Below are 16,633 nucleotides of genomic sequence, written 5' to 3'. Positions count from 1 at the left end.
TTACCTATTTATTATTTAAACTTTATTTTTCTACTCTGTTTCTTACTTTAGTATGATAGAACACGTTTGGTTTTGTTCCGATCTCCTCTAGTAAATAATATCTTCTGTTAGATGCATACTGCTCTCTGATTGAAGAATCTTTATCATTCATGTCTCCAAATGTCATTGCACCAGTAGAACAAGCTTTAGAACAAGCAGTCTGGAATTCTCCATCCTTCACTCTTCTTCCTTCTTTCTTAGCCTCAAGAATAGTATTCTGAGTCATTTGGATACACATTGAACATTTCTCCATTACCCCTCTAGTTCTTACAACTACGTCAGGGTTAAGTACCATTCTTCCTAAATCATTGTTCATGTTGAAATCGAACTTGTCATTTAGGTTATACGTAAACCAGTTAAAACGTCTTACTTTGTACGGACAGTTGTTTGCACAATATCTGGTACCGATACATCTGTTGTAAGCCATATGGTTTTGACCTTGCTTACCGTGTGAAGTAGCCGCTACCGGACATACAGTTTCACATGGAGCGTGGTTACAGTGCTGACACATTACCGGTTGGAAGATTACATCCGGGTTGTCTGCAGGGTGGTTTAATGCACCTCCGTCTCCGAAAGCAGTACCGTACAATTCTGGTACAGCCATTCCTTCTTTCAGCCCTTCGTAAACTTCAACTTTCTGTCTTGAAGAGTAGTAACGGTCAATTCTTAACCAGTACATATCTCTGGACATTCTTACTTCTTCTTTACCTACTACAGGAACGTTGTTTTCTGCCTGACAAGCAATAATACATGCTCCACAACCCGTACAAGAGTTTAAGTCAATAGATAAATTAAAGTGAGGACCATCCGTATCATCAAAAGCATCCCAAAGGTCGATTTTTCTCGCCGGAAGTGCTCCGCTGATCGTGTGGTATTCCAAAGGCTTGTTCCATCCTTTGTGCTCATCATCGAAAGCTACGTTGATGAAATCTGCCAAAGGAACTTCCTTCGCGATTTCATAACGACCCATCAATGTATTTTGAAGCTGGATACCTGCGAATTCGTGATCTTCTCCTGTTTTTTCGATTTTTACCCCTGAAAGAACAAGGTTAGAACCGTCAAATAAAGGATAAGCATTTACACCAGTATCTGCAGTTGCTCCTGAGTTTTTCTTACCATAACCAAGTGCGAGACCTACAGATCCTTCAGCCTGTCCTGGCTGTACGAATACAGGAACATCTTTTATCGTAACTCCGTTTACAGTAAGGTTTACAATAGAACCATCTAACTGCATTCTCGCATTAAGATCGTTATCAATTGCAAATTTCTCTGCATCTTTAGGAGAAATTGTAAGGTAGTTATCCCAAGACATTCTTGTGATCGGGTCAGGTAATTCTTGTAACCAAGGGTTGTTTGCCTGAGTACCGTCTCCCATTGAAGTCTTAGTGTATAATACTAATTCTAATTCAGAAGCTTTAAAGTTTCCTAGTTCCGCAACAGCCTGAGCAGCGTTTCCACCTGCATAAGATAAAGTAGTAGCGTTTGTGGAAGCGTTGATACCGTTATACAATGCTTTGTTGAAAGAAGTACCACCTAAAAGAGAAGCTGAGCTTGCCTTTAAATAATCGTAGTAGTTGTTTGCTGCATTGTTTTTTCCATTCTTCCATACCAATAGAGATTCTTCAATCTGTCTTGATTTGTAGATCTTCTGGATCGTAGGCTGCATTAATGAATATACTCCTGTCTGTGGTTCGATATCTCCCCAAGACTCCAGCCAGTTAGCAACCGGAATTACAGCTTTCGCTGCTTTGTACATTTCATTTTTCTTATCTGCTACAGCAATTACGTAAGGAACTTTTGATAAAGATTTTTTGAAATCTTCTCCTTTTGGATGAGAGTAGATAGGGTCTACGTTGTTGGTAACCAATACACCTACTTGTCCACCATTTATCCATCCCAGGAATTCCTGATATCTTGCACCGTCGAATTCTTTAAGGAAGTTTGCTTTACCTGTGAAAGCAACTGAACCTAATTTTTGGTTGATTAAGTGTGCTAAAACCTGTGCTCCTTTGGAACCGTCAGCGAAAACAACAGCTTTGCTTCCTTTTGCTTTCAATTCGTTAGCAATTTCAGTTGCCGTCTTATCAGAAGTACCACCACCTACAATTGCATTGTAAACTTCAACTAAAGTTTTGTTTACAGCACTTGGTTTTAATCTGTATCTTGAATCAGCATTAGCACCCGTTAATGACATGTTAGATTCCACCTGAATGTGTCTCAACATGTTTGGTCCTGGCTTTCTTGCTGCTGCATAAGATGTTTCTAAGCTTGAAGCGTTATAATCTCCTAAGAAATCAGCCTGGAAAGAAACTACCAGTTCAGAACCTTTAAGGTCGTAAACAGGTAATGCTCTTTGTCCGAATACTTCCTGAGCCGCATCTAATCCTGCAGCGTAAGGGAAAGCATCATAAGTTACTAATTCAGCTGTAGGATATTTAGCTTTGAATTCAGCGAATAACTTTTTGAAAGTTGGTGAAGCAAAAGAGTGTGATAAAACCACAATTTTTTTGCCAGACGCTTTAGCTTCTTCCAAACCTTTAATAACGAAACTGTCTACTTTATCGAAAGTTTCATCTTTACCGTCTAGTTTAGGCTGCTTTACTTTATCATTATCATAAAGAGAAAGAACACTTGCCTGAGCTCTTGCGTTAGTTTTACCTAAATCACCACCAGCCGGATTGGGTTCAATTTTGATAGGTCTACCTTCACGGGTTTTTACTAAAACACTAGCAAAGTCGAAACCATCAAAATAAGTTGAAGCGTAATAATTAGGGATTCCCGGAATAATGTCATGCGGCTTTACCACATAAGGAATCGTTTTAATTACCGGAGCTTCGCAGGCAGCTAATGTTACTGCTGCTGTAGAGAAACCTAGTAATTTAAGGAAATCTCTTCTTGAAGTACTAGATCCGTTTTTCTCAGCATCTCCAAGGAAATCTTCTACCGGAATTTCTTCCTGAAACTCTTTCTGAGCCAGCTTATTATTCAAAGCTGGATCTTTAAGTTCATGAATACTTCTGAATTGTATTTTGTTTGAAGCCATTTATACTTCTAATTTTTTAGTTATTAATAATGACATTTACCACACTCAAGACCTCCAATTGCATCTACAGTGATCTTACCTCCATCTTGTGGATATTGTTTTTTCAACTTGTCATGTAGATTTTTGAAGTACTCTTTATTATAACCGTTGTTCATATCAACTTCAGTCGTTCTGTGGCACTCGATACACCATCCCATAGTAAAGTCGTTTGCCATCTGAACAACATTCATTGTATCAATTTTACCGTGACAAGCTTTACATACAACATCGATTTTGTTGTTAGGGTTCTTTTTGTTGAAAGAATTGATGATCGCCTGTTCTCCAGCAATTACGTGCTGAGAGTGGTTGAAGTAAACGAAGTCTGGCATGTTGTGGATTCTTGTCCATTCAACCGGCTGTGTTTTTCCTGTGTACTGTTGTTTTGCAGGATCCCAGCCTGTTGCTGCGTAGATCTTCTGGATTTCTCCGTCATAGAATGCCTTATCTTTTCCTGGCTCCATGTAGTGATCTGCGTTGTATTCAGAAATTGTTCTGTGACAGTTCATACAAACGTTCATAGAAGGAATTTCAGATACTTTTCCGTATTTGGCACTGGAGTGACATAACTGACAGTCAATTTTCTGTTCTCCGGCGTGAATTTTGTGAGAGAAATAGATAGGCTGCTCAGGTTTGTAACCTTTGTAAACCCCAATCCACATTAACCAGTTCCATACTCCGTAAGCAGCTAAAATAGCAAGAATTGCTAATAAACCTTTGCCAATGAAGTGGAACTTCTCATACATTTCACTGAAAGAGCGCACTCTTGTTTCATTAAGCCCGGCTAAATCTTCAGACTGACCTAATTTTACCAGTTGTCTTAGTTTAGCTAAGATCCAAACCAGTAAACCTGCGATTGCTAAAAGCGAAATGATGACAACGTTTGTAGTAGTTTTGTCTGCAGGAGCTGCAGAAGTAGAGCCAGCATCAGCTGTTGCTTTCGCATCATCTTTCTTTGGTTCCGGCTCTGGCGGATTAGTAGTGAAAGCTAAAATGTCGTCAATATCCTTATCTGTAAGATTAGGAAACTGCTGCATTTCAGTCTTGTTAAACTTCTCAAAAATCTCATTGGCGTATTTATCCCCGGAAGCTCTCAGAGCTTTGTTGTCTTTGATCCACTTGTAAAGCCAATCTTTGCCTACACCACCTTCTGTCTTTACACGTTCTACAACCCCTTTTAATGGTGGTCCTACAACCTGTTTGTCCAGCGCGTGACATGCAGTACAATTCGCTTTGAAAAGTTTCTCTCCGTTTTTAGGATCGCCGTCTTGCCCGTAAAATGAAGCACTGGTTGATAGCAATAAGCCTATTGCGATCAACGTTTTTTTATAATGCTTTCTCCAACTAATCATTTAAATTATCTTATGTTAGTAAATTATTGAACATTCAATCAATTCCGCAAAAATAATATTTTTAACAGGAATTTAACGGTATATCGAAAAGGGAAAATATCATTTACGTTTAATTTGTATTGATTCTAAATAACCAGTTTGGTATAGTTTTTTAATTTGTATAAATTTGCGGAAACAAGTTTAAATGAGAAATCTAATCAAAATATTTTCGATATTATCATTATTTGGATTTTATAATATTGAAGCACAGCAAGTTGTTAAAAAGGATACCCTGTCAGGAACAGAGCTTGTTATGACAATGGATTCCAAAATAAATGCTGCTTTGGAAGGAATTGAAGGGAAGTGTGCTAAAGTGACTCCAACAAATTCTTCTAAAGATTTTAGTAATAATGATACTGGAATTTCTACAGGAATCAATACAAAACCACCTAAGATCTTTGTGCCGAGCAGAGAGCTTACGAATGCTGAAATCTGTAGGAAAAATCCTAGAATTTTAGGGTTTAAAATCCAGATTACAACAGTGAAAAGTAATGAAGAAGCTAATGAGGTGAAATCTTATTTCAGAAAAAGATTTCCTAATCTGAAAGTGGAAACAGATGCATCTTTAAGACCTAATTATAAAATTTTAGCCGGAAGTTATTTTACAAAACAAAGTGCTGCCAGCGATCTTTCCAAAATCAGAGAATACTTTAAATCGGCAGTTGCTGTGCAGTATAGAATTTTCTGTGCCGAGGCAAAATAGGAAGAACTTATTTCAACATAAAAAACATAAAGCTGAGAAATTTCTCAGCTTTTTTTATTGATAATAATTTTCCATAAACCAGAAGAATTCTGACATTCTAAAGATATTATTGACCAGCAGATAAGTACATAATATTGCGACAGTTAATGTTAAAAATGACATCATTTTCGGTGATGTTCTGTAAGTAAAAAAGAGCCATCCTAAAAGCAGAGGATATACAAAAACAAAATGTCCTCCATAGATATAGGAAGTGTGAAGGCCAAACCTCATCACACAATGGATAACAATGTCAATCAAAAACGAAATAATAATTATCTGAACCCATTTGTTTTTAAAATTCTTAATATAACTCCAACTTATCAGGATCAGTAATATTGCTATGAAAAAGTAAGGAATAGCTGATGAATAGAGATCCATATAAAGTCCTTTGAAATTAAATCCTTTCATATTATGCTTGTCTGACATGATGAATCCCGGGAAAAGAATATTCCCTCCGAAGAAGAAAGAAAAAATCATATCCCATGTTGGCATCGACTTTACATTTGAGAACTTTTCATACTGCTGATTTGTTTTTGAAAAGATGTTCTGGTATTTAAAATCAATTCTGTTCAAATAAAGAACAATGAAACAGATCATAGTGATTGCCACTCTAAATAATGCATTTCCAAATTTTTTCCAGCTTCTGAAAAGATCTTTTTCGAAAATAAGGGGAATAAAAACTTTGACAAAATTGGTAATGGTAAGCCCTCCAATGGTTATCCCCGCCTGGGATAATGCAGTTGCGGGTATCTTTTCTTCTTTTCTCAGTTTTATGGCTGCATAGTAATTGTATAATGAGAGCAAGAATAAAGTGTAAGTAAAGTTCTCCGGAGTGAAAGAAAGGATGATATTAGTTGAAAAAACTCCAAAGAACAAAGTAATTAAAAGGCTTAACCATAAAGGAAGGTAAATGATATTCTTTAAATATTTAAATACCTGAATAATGTTCAATGTGATGATGATGTTACTAAACCATGCCAGCGTGAGCCTGAAGTTGGCGTCCATTTTTCCTCCTGAAATAAATAGTGAAAACTCTCTTACCCAGTTAAAAAAATAGTAGGATAGAGGATGTCTCTCAAAACTACCTCCCGTCATAAGAATAGACTTATTGTCAAAACTGAAATAAGCATCCCATGGAATTCTATTGTCAAAAATAATCCTGTAATGGATTGCAATATAAGAACCTAAAATTCCATAACAGACAATAAAAAACAGAAATACTGCCACTTCAGAGTAGGTGGAAGGAAAAACCAGTTTGAAAAAATCGGTGATTTTTGTTTTGATATAAGACACAGGTCAAATTTTTTGCAAAAATAAAATAAAAAAACCACCAAAAATGGTGGTTGTGAAAGATTGTATGAACGTTGTTATTGTTTGATTACTTTTTCTGTTTTGGACGTTCCGTCTGAGAAGTCAACTTTTAATAGATAGATTCCTTTTGGAAGTGAAGACATATCCAATCTTTCAGAAGTATTGTTAAGCAGAGATTTTCCGCTTACATCAAATACTGTGGAAGATTTGATTTTTTTGTCTGTTCTGATGTTGATTTCTCCTTTTGTCGGGTTTGGATAGATATCAGTGAAATCTTTTACTTTAGCATTTGCTTCCTGAGTAGCTAATGTAGCACTTGCTAAAACCTGTACATCATCTATAGAAAGGCTGTCTGCGTCATTAGCTACGTAATGAAATCGGAATTTAACATTGGCTTGCCCTGCATAAGGAGTTAAACTCACTGTAATTGCCAATGTTTCATAATCGATAAATAATCCATAGTTTTCTTCAACCCATACCTGGTTCCATGTGGTTCCTCCATCTGTTGATACTTCTACTTTTAGATCTCCGTTTGGATTTGGATCCACCATGTATTCGTATCCAATTTTTGCATTGAATTTTAGTACTGGACTTGTTGTTCCTACTAAACTGAAAGAAGGACTTGTTAAATGAGCGTCCTGTGCCTGGGCAATCCATCCGATACCTGCGGATTTACCTCCAGTGATATTAAATGTTGTTTGACCGGTTGCATTGAAGATGGTGGTAGTGAATCCCCAAGGTCTTGAAGCTACATTTGTTCCGGTAGTCCATCCTGTTGGTGGAAATGTCGTACCCTGAAAAGTCTCTGAGAGAATCTGTGCATTCCCAAATACAAAAGAGATTAGGGAAATAAATAGTAATTTTGTTTTCATTTGGTTTACATTTAAAGTTGATAGTAAATATAATAAAAAAATGAAAATAATTACGTTGTTTTTAATTTTTTATGAATATTTGTTAATTACGAACTGCATGAAAGTGTGGAACATCCTGCTGTATCATCATATTCCGACGGTCTTTTGGCAGAGAACTCAGTGTATATTTCCTGATATGGATTTTCGAGGGCTTTTATGAGCTTTTCCAGCATCTCTTTTTTACCATGGCTGATTTCCTCTATGCATTCGTAAAGAAGATAATTTCGAAGGATGAATTTTGGATTTGATTTTTCCATCATGGCTAAAGATTCTTTTTGGGAAATAGAGTTTAGTTCTAATCTTGATCTGTAGCTTTTGATGAAATTATTAAGTTTTGCCAGCTTTTCTTCGCTCAAAATAATATAAGACACATCTCTGAAATGCTCTGATATATTGGTTTCTTGAGTTGTTTTTACCAGTTGATTGAAAAACAGGGTGTAATCCAGCTGAAGCTCTTGCATAAGACCTTGCCAGTTGGTGAAGAAATCTTCATCTTCCTGTCGCAGCTGATCAAATCCGAACTTTTTGCAAAGCATCTGGTCATGGGCTTCCCAAAAATAGGTTCCAAAATTATTTAAAGTGTTTTCCAAAAACTTTTCATCTTTAATTAATGGATGAAGGGCATTAGCCAGCTGCCAAAGATTCCACTGGGCAATCTGCCCCTGTTTTCCGAATGCATATCTTCTTCCCGGAAGATCTGTTGTATTGGGTGTGAAATTCAAATCATATTCGTCCATCATTGAATAAGGACCGTAATCAATGGTTAATCCCAGAACTGACATGTTATCTGTATTCATCACTCCATGTACGAAGCCTACTCTGAACCATTCAACCATTAAATTCGCAGTACGGGTACATATATTTTCAAAGAAGTCTTTATATTTCTGATGGTCTGATGATGTAATTTCCGGATAATAGTTTTCAATAGTAAAATCAGCCAATTCTTGTAGGTTGTTGTATTCTCTTTGGGCAGACATGAGTTCAAAGTGTCCGAAACGCAGAAAGCTTTCGGCTGTTCTGATGACCACTGCTCCTTTTTCTAACTTTGGATTTCCGTTATACATGATGTCACGCATTACATCTTCACCGGTAAAAGCCAGGCTCAATGCTCTTGTTGTAGGGATTCCTAAATGATACATAGCTTCACTCATCAGATATTCCCTTACAGAAGATCTTAAAACGGCTCTTCCATCGGCATGTCTGGAGTATGGGGTAGCGCCGGCTCCTTTCCACTGAATTTCTGTCTTTTTTCCTGCCTCGTTAATAATTTCACCTGCAAGGATGGCTCTTCCGTCTCCAAGCTGTCCGGCCCAGTTTCCGAACTGATGCCCTGCATAAGCTGTAGCATAGGTTCGAACATTGTCCGGAAGATTATTTCCCACAAGAAAGTTCAGGTCTTTATCTTCAAATTTTCCCAGCCCTATTTCCTGTGATAAAGCTTCGTTAAAAGCAATCAGCTCAGGTTTGTCAAAGCCGGCAGGGTTAATGGTGGCAAATAAAACCTTTGGGGTGTTTCTTTGCATGGGGTTGTTGGAGAAATCACCGGGAAAATTTTCAATAAATGGCTGTCTGATACGTTCGATATTCATGCTCCAAAGGTATTAATTATAAAAGAAAAGACCTTCCAGATTATTGAAAGGTCTTGTGTATTTCTAAAAGAGAATTTATTTATTGAAATCTACTTCATCATTAGAATGAAGGTTTTCATTAATGTTATCTTCTTTCTTTTCTGTTGTTTTTTTAGGAGTTGGATCTGCCGGTCTCGGATTTTTGATTTCGTCAATGGTTTGAAGGCTTCCGTCATCTCCATATCCTCCGCTTAGTCCTTTAAGGTTTGAACATCCGTCTTTCCAGTCTGAAGGCTTTACGAATTTATCATCAGGAGTAACTCCTAAGCTCTTATCTGCCCATACTTTCTTCATGAAAATTGCCCAGATCGGTAATGCCATTTTCGCACCCTGACCTTCACCTGTTCCAAAGAAGTGAGTCGCTCTGTCTTCCCATCCAACCCATGCTCCGGTTGCCAGTTTTGGAGTAATTCCCATAAACCATCCATCGGAGTTGTTCTGAGTGGTTCCTGTTTTGGCAGCAATTTCTACTGCTTTTGAAATTCCTCTTCTGCCCAGTTCTCCGGAAGCGGTTCCGTATTGTGCAACACCTTTCATCAGTTCAATCATAGTGTAAGCATACATTGGGTTCATTACTTCTTTCGGTTCTACATTTACTTCTTTGATCACTCTACCGTTGGCATCTTCAATTCTCCAGATCATCTCTGGTTTGTTGTAGTTTCCATAGTTGGCGAAAGTACTGTATGCACCAAGCATTTCGTAAATCGTAATATCTGATGAACCTAGAGCGATAGTATTGTTTCTTGGAATATCTTCTGTTACCCCCAGGTCTCTTGCAGTCTGGATGACAGCGTCCACTCCTGTCATTTCAATAAGTCTTGCAGCAACAGGGTTTTGTGAGTGTGCCAATGCATCTTTTAAAGTAAGCATTCCACCTCTTCCCGGTACATGCCATCCGTTATGATCATAAGTTCCGTTAGAAACAGCCGAACAAGGAGTCATTCCCAGTTTCATAATAGCAGTGGCATATACGAAAGGTTTAAATGTAGATCCTACCTGTCTCTTACCTTGCTTGATATGGTCATACTGGAAGTGCTGCCAGTCTATACCACCTACCCATGCTTTGATTTCTCCTGTTCCCGGAACCATAGACATCAAACCTGCCTGTGCAATTTGTTTGTGATATCTGATAGAATCCCAAGGAGACATTTCAACCTCTTCTTCTCCGGCCCATGTGAATCGTGAAGTTTTGATAGGTTTCTTGAACTCCATCATGATAGAATCTTCAGGCATTCCGTCAGCTTTCAGCAATTTGTAACGGCCGGTTCTTTTCATGGCCTGAACCATTACATCTTTGATTTGTTTGTCATTAAGATAGTAGAAAGGTCTGTTCTTTCTTCCTCTCTGCTCTGCATCAAATCTCTTCTGGAGATCTGTTAAGTGTTCTTTGATTGACTCTTCAGCATATTTCTGCATTTTAGAATCAAGAGTAACGTATATTTTTAAACCGTCTTTGTAAAGGTTAAGTTTTTTACCGGTTTCTTTTTCATGAGCTTCAAGATATTTGTCAATCTCTTTTCTCAGATAAAATTTGTAATAAGCAGAATATCCGTCAGTGATGCTTTTGATAGGGTGGAAATCTACTTCAATTGGAGTGCTGGCTGCTTTTTCATAGGTTGCAGCATCAATATATCCGGTTTTCTGCATTTGATCCAATACGACATTCCTTCTTTCTTTGGCCTTTTCAGGATATCGGTAAGGATTGTTTTTTCTTGGATTTTCAAGCATGGCAACAAATGTTGCCGCTTCAGGTAGTGTAAGCTCAGAAGTCTTCTTGTTAAAGTAAACTCTGGAAGCCATTTCAATACCATTAGCATTGAAAAGGAAATCGAACTTATTAAAATAAAGAGTGATAATTTCTTCTTTGGTATATCTTTTCTCAAGGCTTACCGCTACCACCCATTCTTTCAGTTTCTGGAATGCTCTCTGAACTTTATTCTGAGAAGCGTTTCCTGTGAAAAGAAGTTTGGCAAGCTGCTGGGTAATGGTAGAACCCCCGCCACGTCCACCACCATACGCTACGGCTCTGGCAACGGAATATAAATCGATTCCTGAGTGTTCTTTGAAACGCTCATCTTCTTTAGCCTGCAGCGCATAAATAAGATAAGGAGGAAGATCCTTGTAAACAATTGGCTGAGTTTTTTCTTTTTCAAATTTACCCAGAGTTACTCCATCTGAAGAAATGATCTCAGAAGCAACAAAGATGTCCGGATTTTCAAGTTCTTTTACATCAGGCATTTCCCCAAGGAACCCTTGAGAAACCGAAAAGAAAAGTCCTGAAATTCCCAGAACTACTGCAATGAGTCCGATCCAAATAAACGAAACCCATTTTTTCCAGGAGGTGTCTTTCTTTTTCTTGGGAGGCAGAGGAAATGTTTTCCCCTTATTTCCTGCATTTTTTTTGTTTTCTTCCATTTATGGTTACGGTTTAGCCGTTTCTATTTTTACGCCAATATCCTCAATTCCCGGAAGGTTGTCATTTCTCATAGCCTGGGTAAGGCCGATTTCATATTTTCCTTTCCCTGGAAATTGATAATTTACTTTATACTGAAACAAAGTTTCCTTCGTATCACCAAACCCTGTACCAAGCCATTCTCCGTTCGGTTTTGCCAGTACATAATTCAAGGTGTCTGTTTCCTTTTTTTTGTTTTGGAGATTGGTGAAATTCACTATAAACCTTATATTACTGTAAGGATAATTGTTGTTGTTTCTTACAACAAATATAATATTTTTAGGATTCTGCGGATCTGAAATTTCAAGATTAAATTTTTGTTCACTTTTCTTATTCCATTTGTTATCAACGGAATTCATGATGATATCTCCTCCTGAGGAAGAGTTACAGCTAAAGAAAAGGATAAGTGACAGTAATCCTAAAATTTTATGCATTATTATCTTTTTTTGGAGGATATTTCTTTTTGAATTTCTTCTTGTTTGGGCTGCTCTGTTGTTTTTTATCAGTGTCAGAATTATTCACAGCTTTTTCCACAGGTGCTTTTTGCTGTGGGTGATGCTTTTGAGGTTTAGGCTGATTGGCAGACTGAGCATTTGGGTTTTCTGTTTTATCAGATCTTTCCGGTCTTTCTTGTCTGTCCGGTCTGTTTCTTTTTTGTCCTTGCCCCTGTTGTCCCTGTTGGTTGTTATTCTGCTTATTCTGGTTGTTTCTGTTCCTGTTTCCTCTGTTTTTCTTCTCGAAACGATCCACATTGTTTTCCTGGATCAGATCAATAGTATGAGTAGAGGTTTCAGGCTGTTTCAAGTCTTCAAGAGGAAGTGTTTTTTCTCCTCTTTTATTTTTTGAAATCAGCTTTTTAACAAGATCAATATCGAAATCATACCATGCAATGGAACTATCCACATAAGCAAACCACATTTTCTTTTTGAAAACGTCAATTTTAATACAGAACGCTTTCCCTTTCTCTGTATCCAAAGTAGTTGAAGAAGAAGGAAAGTTGCTTAATGCATCCAGATAACTGTCAAGCTCATAGTTAAGACAGCATTTAAGCTTGCCACATTGTCCTGCCAGTTTCTGAGGGTTGATACTCAGCTGTTGATATCTTGCAACATTCGTGTTTACAGATCTGAAATCGGTAAGCCATGTAGAGCAGCAAAGCTCACGTCCGCAAGACCCGATTCCACCCACTTTGGCAGCTTCCTGTCTGAAACCGATTTGTTTCATATCGATCTTTGTGCGGAATGCTCCGGCATAATCTTTAATCAACTGTCTGAAATCTATTCTGTTATCAGCAGTGTAGTAGAAAGTGATTTTTGAAGAGTCACCCTGATATTCCACATCGGTAACTTTCATTTCAAGGCCTAATCTTTGTGCAATTTTTCTTGCTTCAAGCTTTACGCCATCTTCCTTTTTTCTTGCTTCCTGCCATACCTCAAGATCTTTTTGGTTGGCCTGCCTGTATATTTTGAGTGCCGATTCTTCAGAAAACTTTTTCTTTTTCATCTGAATCTTTACTAATTCTCCCGTAAGGCTTACTACGCCTACATCGTGTCCCGGACTTGATTCTACTGTAACTACACTACCAATATGTAAAGGAATATTATTTACATTTTTATAAAACGATTTTCTGTCATTTTTAAACCTAACTTCTACAAAATCACACCTGTTTGGTGCCGGATTGTTGATGTTAGAAAGCCAGTCAAAAACACTTAATTTATAACTATTCCCGCAGGTATTTACATTTTCACAGCCATTTGCGGTTTTTTTAGGGCCGCAAGAATGTGCAGAATCGCCGGATGTTTTACATCCACAACTCATATTTCTATTATTTATAATCTGCAAATTTATGTATTTTTATCTTTATGCAATTCTAAAATACTTAAATAACCCGAATTCGGAATGAAACATTTCTTTATTTTGAATAAGAATGAACGTTGGAGGCTGTATAAAAGCTGATACAGGGTAATAAAAAAAGTGTTTTTTTTCTTTAACATTTATTATCATTTCATTGTTGTAATCTTGTTTTTTGTGGCACAATAGTTTTAAATTAAACATTTGTTTAAAATTAAACAGTAGGGTGTATACTTTTTTTGCGTGTTCTTAAACCTTTAATAATGATAGTTTTCTTTTATTTTATTTAAATGTGTTATTTTAAACATAGTTTTCTTTGGGGATATTGTTTAAAATATTAGCAAATATTAACAGATGTATTCAAAATAATTTTATATTTGACTTATATAATAATAGTCTATGAAAAAAATATTAGTATCAACTGCTTTATTGGCGGGAGTTCTATCTTACGCAGGAGGCTTCAGAGTTTCCCTGCAGGGGGTAAAACAATTGGCCATGGCGCATACTAGTGCTCATGCCGAAGACGCGAGTGTGACATTCTTTAACCCGGCGGGTATGTCATTTATCCCTTCCAAACTGAGTGTAGTGGCAGGAGGGTTTGCTGCAAGTAACAAAGTTACTTTTCAAAACTTCAATACTTTGCAAAGTACGGAAACAGATAACCCTGTAGGAACTCCTTTCTATGCAGCGATTACTTATAGACCAATAGAGAAACTTACCGTAGGTCTTAGTGTAACAACACCTTTCGGAAGTACAATCAAATGGCCTGATAACTGGGAAGGGAAAGAAATGGTTCAGAAATTAGAACTGAAAAGTTTCTATTTCCAGCCAATGATTTCTGTGAAACTTGCTCCATGGGTGTCTTTTGGGGCTAGCTATATTTATGCAAAAGGAGTGGTAGATTGGGACAAGGCAGTAACGCAATTTGACGGAAAGGTGAATATCAATGATAAAAAAGCAAGCGGACATGGATATGGGTTCGGTTTTTATTTCAGACCTGATCCGAAATTAGATGTAAGTATTGCCTACCGTTCAGCAATAGACATGAAAGCTAAAAATGGGACAGCTACATTCCAGTTCCCTTCACAATCTGTTTATAATCAGCTAAAACTAAATGCAGCAGGGCAGGATGGTTTTTCAGCCACACTTCCGTTGGTTGAAGAATATACAATCGGTTTAACTTATAAGGTGACGCCAAAATGGCAGGTTTCTGCGGACTTTAACTACCATGGATGGGAGCGATACAGTAAACTTACATTGGATTTCGAGAATGCTCCAATTGGAAACAATCCATCAGATCCGACCGTTCTTACAAATCCTAAAAACTTTAAAAACTCCAAAACATTCCGATTGGGAACTCAATACGCATTCACCAACATGATCTATGGACGTTTGGGGGCTTACTATGATGAAGCTCCTTATACAACGGATAACTTTATTCCGGAAACACCTTCATATGACACTTATGTTATTACAGGAGGTATCGGTATTAAGCTGAAACAATTTGGGGTTGATATTGCGGGAGGATATGCAATGCCTCAATACAGAAATGTAAATAATGCTAATTTAGGTTTCTACGGACAGTCTAAAGCAACAGCATTTTACTTAGGTCTAGGTTTATCTTATAATCCATTTTAATTTTAGAAGACTATGAAAAAAATCATAATATCGACAATTGCAGTTTCTGCACTTCTTTTTACAGTAAGCTGTAATACGGATTTCGATACGGATGTGAAAGATATTCCGGTAACAAAAGGTGACGCAGACTTTTCAAAATATATATCTTTAGGGAATTCCCTTACTTCAGGATATCGTGATGGTGCACTGTACAGCAGTGGTCAAAATGAATCTTATCCAAGTATGATTGCTGCACAGATGAAACTTGCAGGCGGAGGAGACTTTAAACAACCTTTGATGCCTAATGACGTAGGTGGATTCAATAATCTTCCAGGCTTCCCTGGTAAATTGACTCTGCAGGTTGTTAACGGATCTTTAGCTCCTGTGCCAAGTGGCGCGGCAGCAGCATTGGATGTATTGTCTGGCGGAGGATCTTATAATAACATGGGAGTTCCTGGTGCGAAGTCATTCCACTTGGTAGCTCCTGGATACGGTAGTCAGGCAGGTCTTCTAACTGGTACAGCCAATCCTTATTTTGTAAGATTTGCTTCTTCTGCAACAACCAGTGTGCTGGCTGATGCTATGGCTCAGAAAGCTACGTTTTTCTCTCTTTGGATAGGAAATAATGATGTATTGTCATATGCTACCAACGGAGGAACAAACTCACAGACTGTAGGAGGAGTTACAACATATTCGACTGCGACAGTTCAGACAGGAAATACAGATCCTACAACTTATAAATCAAATGATATCTCTGATCCTGCACTTGTTGCCGGATCTATTAAGGCGGTTTTAGACGGTCTTAAAAGTGTAGGAACAACAAAAGGAGTTATTGCCAATATCCCTTCTGTTACTTCAGTGCCTTTCTTTACTACTGTGCCTTATAACCCTTTAACACCTGCTCTTTTAGGTTCAAATTTGACAACTCTTAATACGAGTTTATATGGTCCTTTGAAGCAGGCACTTACTGCTTTTGGAGCTGGGGATAGAATTAATTTACTTTCCGCTACAGGTCCGAACCCTGTTTTAATTAAAGATGTTGCGCTGACGGATCTTTCTGCTCAGCTTACAGCAGCACTTACTCCTTCTTTGGGGGCTCAGTTGGCTGCAGCTTTCGGACAGATTTTTGGACAGGCAAGACAGGCAACGGCGGATGATTATATTTTGCTTACTACAAGTTCTGTAATTGGAAGTACTGCAGCAGGAGTTTCTGCACCTGTAAATATTTATGGAATTTCTTATCCGTTACAAAACCAGCATGTATTAACAAAAACAGAAGCCGGATATGTGAAAACAGCAACAACTGCATATAATGCTTCTATAAAATCACTTGCTGATTCCTATGGACTTGCATTTGTAGATGCCAACGCTAAGATGGTTGAATTGAATGCACAGTCAGGAATTGTATTTAATGGTGTAAAATATTCTGCGAAATTTGTTACAGGAGGAGCCTTCTCTTTAGATGGAGTTCACCTTACAGGACGTGGGTATGGTATTGTTGCTAATGAATTTATTAAGTCTATCAATGCTAAATACAAGTCTACACTTCCGCAGGTAGATCCCAACAAATATTCAGGAGTTAAGTTCCCTTAATAATTGATAAAATAAAAAC

The 16,633-nt window shown here is 37.6% G+C and carries 11 protein-coding genes; 3 read left to right on the top strand and 8 right to left on the bottom strand.

Annotated features, from left to right (window positions below):
* Positions 1 to 22: 22 nt before the first annotated feature.
* Positions 23 to 3,082: a TAT-variant-translocated molybdopterin oxidoreductase gene (locus C8D70_RS05085; protein ID WP_110366572.1), complete on the bottom strand. Its 3,060-nt coding sequence runs from the start codon at positions 3,080 to 3,082 to the stop codon at positions 23 to 25.
* Between the two features lie 23 nt (positions 3,083 to 3,105).
* Positions 3,106 to 4,470: a c-type cytochrome gene (locus C8D70_RS05080; protein ID WP_110366571.1), complete on the bottom strand. Its 1,365-nt coding sequence runs from the start codon at positions 4,468 to 4,470 to the stop codon at positions 3,106 to 3,108.
* Between the two features lie 184 nt (positions 4,471 to 4,654).
* Here C8D70_RS05080 and C8D70_RS05075 point away from each other — a divergent pair, with 184 nt between their 5' ends.
* Positions 4,655 to 5,212 carry a sporulation protein gene (locus C8D70_RS05075; RefSeq protein WP_076596465.1) on the top strand — a complete coding sequence of 186 codons (558 nt, stop codon included), beginning with the start codon at positions 4,655 to 4,657 and terminating at the stop codon, positions 5,210 to 5,212.
* 54 nt (positions 5,213 to 5,266) lie between these two features.
* On the opposite strand, the gene C8D70_RS05070 is transcribed toward C8D70_RS05075, so the two are convergent.
* The 6 genes from C8D70_RS05070 to C8D70_RS05045 form a co-directional block, all read right to left on the bottom strand.
* Positions 5,267 to 6,544: a DUF6080 domain-containing protein gene (locus tag C8D70_RS05070; RefSeq protein ID WP_228407984.1), complete on the bottom strand. Its 1,278-nt coding sequence runs from the start codon at positions 6,542 to 6,544 to the stop codon at positions 5,267 to 5,269.
* Between the two features lie 74 nt (positions 6,545 to 6,618).
* Entirely contained in the window at positions 6,619 to 7,434 is an 816-nt protein-coding gene (locus C8D70_RS05065) for a T9SS type A sorting domain-containing protein (protein ID WP_076596464.1), read from the bottom strand.
* Positions 7,435 to 7,520: 86 nt separating this feature from the next.
* Positions 7,521 to 9,062: a protein adenylyltransferase SelO gene (locus C8D70_RS05060; RefSeq protein WP_076596463.1), complete on the bottom strand. Its 1,542-nt coding sequence runs from the start codon at positions 9,060 to 9,062 to the stop codon at positions 7,521 to 7,523.
* A 75-nt stretch (positions 9,063 to 9,137) separates the two neighbouring features.
* A complete protein-coding gene (locus tag C8D70_RS05055) occupies positions 9,138 to 11,516 on the bottom strand; it encodes a transglycosylase domain-containing protein (protein ID WP_076596462.1) in 2,379 nt (792 codons plus the stop codon).
* A 6-nt stretch (positions 11,517 to 11,522) separates the two neighbouring features.
* Positions 11,523 to 11,987: a gliding motility lipoprotein GldH gene (locus C8D70_RS05050; protein WP_047426948.1), complete on the bottom strand. Its 465-nt coding sequence runs from the start codon at positions 11,985 to 11,987 to the stop codon at positions 11,523 to 11,525.
* A complete protein-coding gene (locus C8D70_RS05045; RefSeq protein ID WP_110366570.1) occupies positions 11,980 to 13,371 on the bottom strand; it encodes a stage 0 sporulation family protein in 1,392 nt (463 codons plus the stop codon). Before C8D70_RS05045 ends, C8D70_RS05050 begins: the two co-directional genes overlap by 8 nt.
* A gap of 432 nt (positions 13,372 to 13,803) precedes the next feature.
* On the opposite strand from C8D70_RS05045, the gene C8D70_RS05035 reads away from it, so the two are divergent.
* Positions 13,804 to 15,042, top strand: a complete 1,239-nt coding sequence (locus C8D70_RS05035) for an OmpP1/FadL family transporter (protein ID WP_076596459.1) — start codon at positions 13,804 to 13,806, stop codon at positions 15,040 to 15,042.
* Positions 15,043 to 15,054: 12 nt separating this feature from the next.
* Positions 15,055 to 16,614 (top strand): G-D-S-L family lipolytic protein, encoded by a 1,560-nt coding sequence (locus C8D70_RS05030; RefSeq protein WP_110366569.1) that lies wholly within the window; start codon positions 15,055 to 15,057, stop codon positions 16,612 to 16,614.
* The last annotated feature ends 19 nt before the right edge of the window (positions 16,615 to 16,633 follow it).

This window comes from Chryseobacterium sp. CBTAP 102 (genome assembly GCF_003201365.1).
GTDB classification, from domain to species: Bacteria; Bacteroidota; Bacteroidia; order Flavobacteriales; family Weeksellaceae; genus Chryseobacterium; species Chryseobacterium candidae.
Note: the sequence above shows the minus strand (reverse complement) of the source record. Positions and strands in the feature narration are given on the sequence as shown.